Genomic DNA, 7,856 nt, shown 5'->3' with positions numbered 1-7,856 from the left:
GGGAAAAGCAATTCGGGGCAATCCGACCTCTCCCCGAGGGGAGAGGAGGGAGCCGGAACCGAGGAAAGATCACTGTCCCGGCGGGATCAACCTGAAATCCGGTAGCTCACGCAAAACCAGTTCAGGTCCTGCCGGCGAATAGACGACGAACAGCTGCATCGGCCCGTCGCCGGTGTTGAGCGTCGAATGAAAGCGGCTTTCCGGCACATAGATGGTGCAGCCGGGGCCAACCTTCTCGACCATCGGATTGCCCCTCTCGTCCTCGACCATCTGTTCGCCATGGCCTGAGATGACGAAGATGATTTCTTCCGCGCCCGGATGGTTGTGGCGCGTGTGGCCCTTGCCGGAAGGCAGGTCGACGACGCCGCCGGAAAAGCGGGTTGCGCCATTCACTTCGGGCGCCACCGTCAGCGCCAATTTTCCCCAGTCGAAGCCGAAGGCGCTGACGTCCTTCGGGTACACGAACACTTTGCTCTTGTCGGTCATCTCACTCATCCCTTCTTTTTCTTGAATGTGGTCTTCTGGCCGCCGAGCGCGACGGCCTTGAAATCGGCCGTCTGCTTGGCGATCGCGGCTTCCGCCGGCAGCCGTTCCATCGAGCTGGCGCCATAGAAGCCGTGCAGGCCCTTGGCCTGGGAGAGAATGTAACGGGCGTCGTCGGGCATCGAAATCGGGCCGCCATGGCAAAGCAGGATGACATCCTTGCGCACCGAGCGCGCGGCATTGGCGATGGCGTCGATCTCCTGAACGCAGTCGTCGAGCGACTTGGCCGACGTGGCGCCGATCGAGCCACCTGTCGTCACACCCATATGGGCGACGACGATGTCGGCGCCGGCTTTTGTCATGGCGCGGGCCTCATCCGGGTTGAAGACGTAGGGCGTGGTCAAGAGGTCGAGCTTGTGCGCCTCGGCGATCATGTCGACCTCGAGGCCGAAGCCCATGCCGGTCTCCTCGAAGCTCTGCCGCATGCTGCCGTCGAACAGGCCGATGGTGGGAAAATTCTGCACGCCGGAAAAGCCCATCGTCTTCAGCTCTGCCAGCAGCAGCGGCATGATGACGAAGGGGTCGGTGCCGTTGACGCCGGCCAGCACCGGCGTGTGTCTGACCACCGGCAGCACCTCATAGGCCATTTCCTTGACGATCTCGTTGGCATTGCCATAGGCGAGCAGGCCGGCGGCCGAGCCGCGCCCGGCCATGCGGTAGCGGCCGGAATTGTAGATGATGATGAGGTCGATGCCGCCGGCCTCCTCGGCCTTCGCCGACAGGCCGGTGCCGGCGCCGCCGCCGACGATCGGCACGCCCTTGTCGATCATTCCCCTGAATTTCTTCAAGATGTCCTTGCGCGGTATGGCGGGCATTTTTTGAGGTCTCTCACTGTCTGGCGATGTCGAGGAAGGCCGCTGTTGCAGCCCTTGCGAATTCCGGGTCGTTGATATGCAGCGGCAGGCGCGTCACGCGGCGCTTGCCGTTGGGCTTGATGGTGCGCTCGATTGCATCGAACAGAACGGCGTCGGCTTCCGGGTCGAAGAAGGCGCCGCCTTCGATGTCGAGCGCCGAGACGCCTTTTTCCGGGATGAGAAAATGCACCGGCCCCCCGCAGCGGGCGAGCCTGGTGCCGATCCACTCGCCGATCGCACGGCATTCGTCCGCCGCGGTGCGCATCAGCGTGACGTTGGGATTGTGTTCGTAGAACAGCCGGTCGCGATAGTGCTCCGGGATGGTCGAAGGCGCCCAGAAGTTCACCATATCGAGCGCGCCGACGGAGCCGACATAGGGCAGCCCCGTGCGTGCGACGGCGCCGAAACGATCCTCCGTCGCCGGCAGCACGCCGCCGAACAGGAGATCGCAGACTTCGGTCGTGGTGATGTCGACGACGCCGGACAGCAAGCCGCTGTCGGCCAGCTTTTCCATGCTGCGGCCGCCAGTGCCGGTGGCGTGGAAGACCATGCAGTCATATCCGGAACGGAGCTGGTCGGCGATGGCGGTCACGCAAGGCGTGGTGACGCCGAACATGGTGAGGCCGATGGACGGTTTGCCGTCGGGTGGTGGCGCCGGGGTGGCCGCCATGCCTGATATGGCTTGAGCCGCGTTGTGCAACACGACACGGGAGAGCCGGTTCAGTCCGGCCATGTCGGTCACAGAAGGCATCATGATGATGTCGGAGACATCGACGTAGGGAGCGGTGTCGCCGGAGGCGAGCGTCGAGACCATGATCTTGGGCAGGCCGAGCGGCAGGGCGCGCATGCCCGACGTGACGATCGATGTGCCACCACCGCCGCCGATGCCGATCATGGCCGCGATGTCGTTGCGCGATTGGGCAAAGCGGGCGAAGGCGATGCCCATCGCGGCGACAGCGGCGCCACGATCATTGCCGCCGAGCACGGCGTCACGGCCGCCCGGATGATGGTCGGCGATTTCCCTCGCGCTGATATCGACGGGGATGGTTGCGTCGCGCGTTCCGACATCGACACGACAAACGAGGGCGCCCGCAGCAGTGATCGCATCGGCCAGGAAGGCGAGTTCCTCGCCCTTGGTGTCCGCGGTACCCACCACATAAATACGCTTCATTGCGCTCTCCCAATCCTGGCAGGCGCGATGCCGCCCCCATCGCTCATTGCCCGGGCCACTTGACGATGCGGACCATTGCAAATTTTTGAGACGCGCGTATCGTATTGGTATGAATGTCTCACGTCAACAATCCGCTGCGAGCGACGAGGCTGAACGGGCAACCGGCCCAGTGCCCGAACGTGGGCCGCGCGCGCGGACCAAACGGCTGATGCTGGAGACGGCAACAAGGCTGATGCAGGCGGGCGTCACGCCCTCAGTCAGCGAGGTCGCCGAGGCGGCCGAGGTTTCCCGCGCCACCGCCTATCGTTACTTCCCGAGCCAGTCGGCACTGGTGCAGGCCGTCGTCGACGAGGGGCTGGGGCCAATCCTCACCTGGCAATCGACCTCCGCCGATGCCGAGCGCCGGGTCGCCGAGCTGTTCGACACGGCCATGCCGCGCATCGAGGCCTTCGAGGCTACGTTCAAGGCAGCACTGAAGCTGTCGCTCGATCAATGGGCGCGGCGTCAGGCCGGCACGCTGGGCGGTGAGCCCGCCTTTACGCGTGGCCACCGCATCGACCTGCTGAAGGATGCGCTCTCGCCGCTCAAGGGCCGTTTGCCGCCGCGCGACTTCAAGCGGCTGGCACAGGCGCTGTCGCTTATCTTCGGCGTCGAGGTGCTGATCGTGCTCAAGGATATCTGGGGGCTGGACAGCCGCCGGACGATGTCGGTCGCACAGTGGGCGGCCGGGGCGCTGGTGCGTGCGGCAGTGGCGGAATCGGTCGATGAAGGAGGCAGCCTCGATCCGAAGGCAGTCGTGAAATAGAGCCTAACTGGTTCGACCAGATTGGCATGCACACAACTGATCTTAGCGGTTGGGTGGGGTATTGGACAATACCCGATCATATCACTGAGTAGGAAAATCTTGGTAAAACAGGCAGATAAAGCGGTAATCCGATGGAAATGGCCACGTCAAGCTGCCAAGAAAGGGCTTGACGCGCATGCAAAATTGGTAATACCAGATTGGATCAGAAAAGCGGATCGAAAGTGAGGGCTGCGATCCATTTTCCGGCGGGGCGAGGAGGCTCGAAACCGGAAAGGTGCGATCACGGGAGGAACTACCAGGGCCGGCCACGTTGCCGGCTCGCACGATAAGGTAGAACGCGCACAAGGGAGGAAATCATTATGCGCAAGTTAGTGACCAGCGTACTTGCTGGTATCGGCTTAACGCTTGCCTGCGGAACGTCCGTTTACGCGCAGGAAAAGTCACTCACCATCTTCTGGGCTGAATGGGATCCCGCAAATTATCTGCAGGAGCTCGGCAACGAGTACGAGAAGCAAACCGGCGTCAAGATCACGGTGGAAACCACCCCGTGGGCCGATTTCCAGACCAAGGCCTTTACCGAGTTCAACGCCAAGGGCAGCGCCTATGACCTGGTCGTCGGCGACTCGCAATGGCTTGGTGCCGCCTCCGAGGGCGGTCACTATGTCGACCTCACCGACTTCGTCAAAGAGAACAAGGTTCTCGACAAGATGGCTCCGGCGACGGTCAAGTTCTACTCCGAATATCCCGGCAACAGCGGCAAATACTGGTCGATCCCGGCCGAGGGCGACGCCGTGGGCTGGGCCTACCGCAAGGACTGGTTCGAGGATCCGAAGGAAATGGAAGCGTTCAAGGCCAAGTATGGCTACGACCTTGCCGTTCCGAAGACCTTCAAGGAAATGACCGACATCGCGGAGTTCTTCAACAGGCCCGACCAGAACCGCTACGGCATCGCCATCTACACCCAGAACCAGTATGACGGCCTGGCGATGGGCTTCGAGAACGCGCTGTTCTCGTATGGCGGTGAGCTCGGCGACTTCGGTACCTACAAGGTCGACGGCATCATCAACTCGGACAAGGCGGTGGCCGCGGCGGAAAACTACCGCAAGCTGTTCGGCTTCACGCCTCCGGGCTGGACCAACGCCTTTTTCGTCGAGAACAACCAGGCCATCACCGAAGGCCTGGCGGCGATGAGCATGAACTACTTCGCCTTCTTCCCCTCGTTGATCAACGAGGCGTCGAACCCGAACGCCAAGAACACCGGCTTCTTCGCCAACCCGGCAGGTCCAGGTGGCGAGCAGTTCGCCGCGCTCGGCGGCCAGGGCATTTCCGTCGTCTCCTATTCCAACAACAAGGAAGAGGCGATGAAATTCCTGAAGTGGTTCATCCAGGACGATACGCAGAAGAAGTGGGCGGCCCTCGGCGGCTACACCTGCAACAAGGCCGTGCTGGAATCGGCCGAGTTCCAGAACGCCACGCCCTACAACAAGGCCTTCTACGACACGATGTTCAAGGTCAAGGACTTCTGGGCGGTGCCGGAGTACGCGGAACTGCTGCAGCAGCTCAACCAGCGTGTCTATCCGTACATCGTAAACGGCGATGGTACGGCCAAGGAAATGCTGGATGCGCTGGCGAAGGATTGGGACGCCACGTTCAAGAAATACGGCCGCGGCCAATAACCGACATGTAGTGCGGAGGAGGCCCGTGCCTCCTCCGTTTTCTTTTTCAGGAATGGGAGCAGGTCTTGGCGACCACAATGATCACACCGCTGAATACCTCCTCCAGAGCCGCCTCTCGCGGCCTCAGCGACATTTCGATACGCAACCTCTTCATCATTCCGACGATCGTGTTCCTGATCGTCTTCAACATCTTTCCGCTGATCTATTCGCTCGGCTATTCCTTCACTGACTTCCGCGCATCGACCAATGCGCCGGCCAATTTCGTCGGACTGAAGAACTATCGCGAGCTCCTCAGCGACCCTTATATCTGGAACAATTTCGCGGTGACCGCGAAATACGTCATCGTCTCGGTCGTCGGTCAGGTTGTCGTCGGCTTTGGAACGGCAATGCTGCTCAATCGCACCATTCCGCTCAAGGGCCTGATCACGACATTGCTGCTCTTGCCGATGATGCTCTCGATGGCGGTGGTCGGCCTGTTCTGGAAGCTGCTCTACGATCCGTCCTGGGGTGTCATCAACTACGTGCTCGACCTCGGCAAATTCCAATGGCTCGGCGACCCGAAGATGGCGCTCTACGCGGTCGCGTTCACGGACATCTGGATGTGGTCACCCTTCGTCATGCTGTTATCGCTCGCCGGGCTTTCGGCGGTGCCGAAGCATCTTTACGAAGCTGCCGCGATCGACCGCGCCGGGCCGTTCTATACCTTCTTCCGCATCACGCTGCCGCTGGTCGCGCCGATCCTGATGATCGCGGTCATCTTCCGCACCATGGAAGCCTTCAAGACTTTCGATCTTGCCTATGTGCTGTCGACGCAGCCGAGCACGGAGGTGATTTCCATCCGTCTCTACAAGATGGCTTTCCAGGAATGGCAGACGGGGCGCTCCTGCGCGCTTGCCTATATCGTGCTGATCATGGTGCTGGCGATCACCAACATCTATGTGAAATACCTCAACAAAGTTAAGGAGCGCTGAGATGGCGGCCGTCCAGACTTCGGGTGAACGGGCGCTCAACAAGGTCGCTATTGTCGCCGTCCTCTTGGTGACGATCATCTTCCTGGCGCCGATCTACTGGATCGTGGCGACCTCGTTCAAGCCACGCAACCTGGCCACGACGATCCCGCCGACGGTGATGTTCGAGCCGACCATCTCGCCTTTCGTCAAACTTTTCACAAAGCGCTCACAGTTGCGCAGCCCGCCGTCGGCCGAAGAATATGCCGCCGCCCCGTGGTGGGAGCGGGTCGTGTTCGACGGCGGCGAGAAGATCGTGCGCGACGGCAAGGGCCAGGTGCAATGGTCGGGATATCCGAGCCGCTTCCTGAACTCGCTCATCATCGCCATCACCTCGACGGTGTTGGCGGTCGGCATGGGGACATTCACCGCCTATGGCTTCTCGCGCTTCAAGGTGAAAGGGGAGGCGGATCTGCTCTTCTTCATCCTGTCGACGCGCATGTTGCCGGCGGTGGTGGTCGCCATCCCGATGTTCCTGATGTACCGGGCAGTCGGGCTCAACGACACGCATCTGGGCCTGATCATTCTCTACACCGCCTTCAACCTGTCCTTCTCCGTGTGGCTGATGAAGGGTTTCATGGACGAGATTCCGAAGGAATATGAGGAGGCCGCGCTTGTCGACGGCTACACGCGCATGGAGGCGTTCTTCAAGATCGTGCTGCCGGAGGCCGCCACGGGCATCGCCGCCACCGCCGTGTTCTGTTTCATCACCGCATGGAACGAATACGCCTTTGCGCTGATCATGACCAACCGCCGCGCCCAGACCGCGCCTCCCTTCATCCCGAGCCAGGTCGGTTCGGGCCTGCCGGACTGGACGGTGATCGCCTCCGGAACCTTCCTGTTCCTGCTGCCGGTCGCCATCTTCACCTTCCTGCTTCGCAATCATCTGCTGCGCGGCATGTCCTTCGGAGCGATCCGCAAATGAGTTTTCGCGCCATCAACCAGAAATACCTTGAGCCTGGGTCGCAGATATTGATGGTGCTCGGCATCGTCGCGCTCTGCCAGCCCTGGAACATGCTGCTGCACAGCTATGGCCTGACCATCATCCTGATCGGGCTCGTCGGCTTCAACGTAACCTCCAAGATCGCGCCCGAGGAGAAGGCCGGCACCGGCCAGGTGCGCAATCCGGGAGCACAGCATTGACCCAGATCGAGCTTCGCGGCGTCCAGAAATTCTTCGGCGCCGTCCAGGTCATCAAGGACCTGAATCTCAAGATCGCCGACAACGAGTTCATCGTGCTGCTCGGCCAATCGGGCTGCGGCAAGACGACGACGCTGCGCGCCATCGCCGGGCTGGAAACCATCGACGAGGGCGACATCTTCATCGACGGCAAGCCGGTGCAGCATTTGAAGGCCGCCGACCGCGACATCGCCATGGTGTTCCAGTCGTTCTCGCTCTATCCGCATATGAGCGTCTACGAGAACATCGCCTTCCCCTTGCGCGCCACGCGCAAGAGCAAGACGGAGATCGACAGCGAGGTGCGTTCGGTCGCCAAGACGCTGCAGATCACCGATCTGCTGGACAAGAAGCCGTCGGCGCTCTCGGGTGGCGACATGCAGCGCGTCGCCATTGGCCGCGCTCTGGTGCGGCGACCGAAGGCCATGCTGATGGATGAGCCGATCGGCGCGCTCGACGCCAAGCTGCGCGAGGAGATGCGCGCGGAAATCAAGCGGCTGCACATCAAGCAGGGCTCGACCACCATCTATGTCACGCACGACCAGATCGAGGCCATGAGCCTGGCCGACCGCATCGTCATCATGCGCGCAGGCGTCTTGCGACAGGTCGGCACAACCCACGAGG

The 7,856-nt window shown here is 61.6% G+C and carries 9 protein-coding genes; 6 read left to right on the top strand and 3 right to left on the bottom strand.

Going from position 1 to position 7,856, the window contains the following annotated elements; translation table 11 throughout:
- Positions 1-69: 69 nt before the first annotated feature.
- Genes EN932_RS23640 through EN932_RS23630 form a run of 3 tightly spaced genes read right to left on the bottom strand, consistent with a single transcriptional unit; the run spans position 70 to position 2,568 of the window.
- The gene (locus EN932_RS23640) at positions 70-486 is read right to left on the bottom strand and encodes a cupin domain-containing protein (RefSeq protein WP_127369167.1); all 417 of its coding nucleotides are present in this window, start codon (positions 484-486) and stop codon (positions 70-72) included.
- Positions 487-491: 5 nt separating this feature from the next.
- Entirely contained in the window at positions 492-1,358 is an 867-nt protein-coding gene (locus EN932_RS23635) for a phosphoenolpyruvate hydrolase family protein (protein ID WP_013529491.1), read from the bottom strand.
- A gap of 13 nt (positions 1,359-1,371) precedes the next feature.
- A complete protein-coding gene (locus EN932_RS23630) occupies positions 1,372-2,568 on the bottom strand; it encodes a Tm-1-like ATP-binding domain-containing protein (RefSeq protein ID WP_127369166.1) in 1,197 nt (398 codons plus the stop codon).
- 109 nt (positions 2,569-2,677) lie between these two features.
- Between EN932_RS23630 and EN932_RS23625 the strand changes: the two genes are divergently transcribed.
- From EN932_RS23625 to EN932_RS23600, 6 genes are all read left to right on the top strand, one after another.
- Positions 2,678-3,373: a TetR/AcrR family transcriptional regulator gene (locus tag EN932_RS23625; protein ID WP_127369165.1), complete on the top strand. Its 696-nt coding sequence runs from the start codon at positions 2,678-2,680 to the stop codon at positions 3,371-3,373.
- A gap of 359 nt (positions 3,374-3,732) precedes the next feature.
- Positions 3,733-5,049 (top strand): extracellular solute-binding protein, encoded by a 1,317-nt coding sequence (locus EN932_RS23620; RefSeq protein WP_013529494.1) that lies wholly within the window; start codon positions 3,733-3,735, stop codon positions 5,047-5,049.
- Positions 5,050-5,114: 65 nt separating this feature from the next.
- Positions 5,115-6,020, top strand: a complete 906-nt coding sequence (locus tag EN932_RS23615) for a sugar ABC transporter permease (protein WP_013529495.1) — start codon at positions 5,115-5,117, stop codon at positions 6,018-6,020.
- A gap of 1 nt (position 6,021) precedes the next feature.
- Positions 6,022-6,981, top strand: a complete 960-nt coding sequence (locus EN932_RS23610; RefSeq protein WP_013529496.1) for a carbohydrate ABC transporter permease — start codon at positions 6,022-6,024, stop codon at positions 6,979-6,981.
- Positions 6,978-7,199 (top strand): hypothetical protein, encoded by a 222-nt coding sequence (locus tag EN932_RS23605; protein ID WP_064995531.1) that lies wholly within the window; start codon positions 6,978-6,980, stop codon positions 7,197-7,199. Before EN932_RS23610 ends, EN932_RS23605 begins: the two co-directional genes overlap by 4 nt.
- On the top strand, positions 7,196-7,856 hold a 661-nt coding region (locus tag EN932_RS23600; protein ID WP_164890588.1), incomplete at its 3' end, for an ABC transporter ATP-binding protein. The genes EN932_RS23605 and EN932_RS23600, both read left to right, overlap by 4 nt.

The sequence above is a fragment of the Mesorhizobium sp. M7A.F.Ca.US.002.01.1.1 genome, assembly GCF_004022955.1.
Taxonomy (GTDB): domain Bacteria; phylum Pseudomonadota; class Alphaproteobacteria; order Rhizobiales; family Rhizobiaceae; genus Mesorhizobium; species Mesorhizobium ciceri.
The sequence above is the reverse complement of the archived record's forward strand: the minus strand, read 5'-3'. Positions and strand labels throughout refer to the sequence as shown.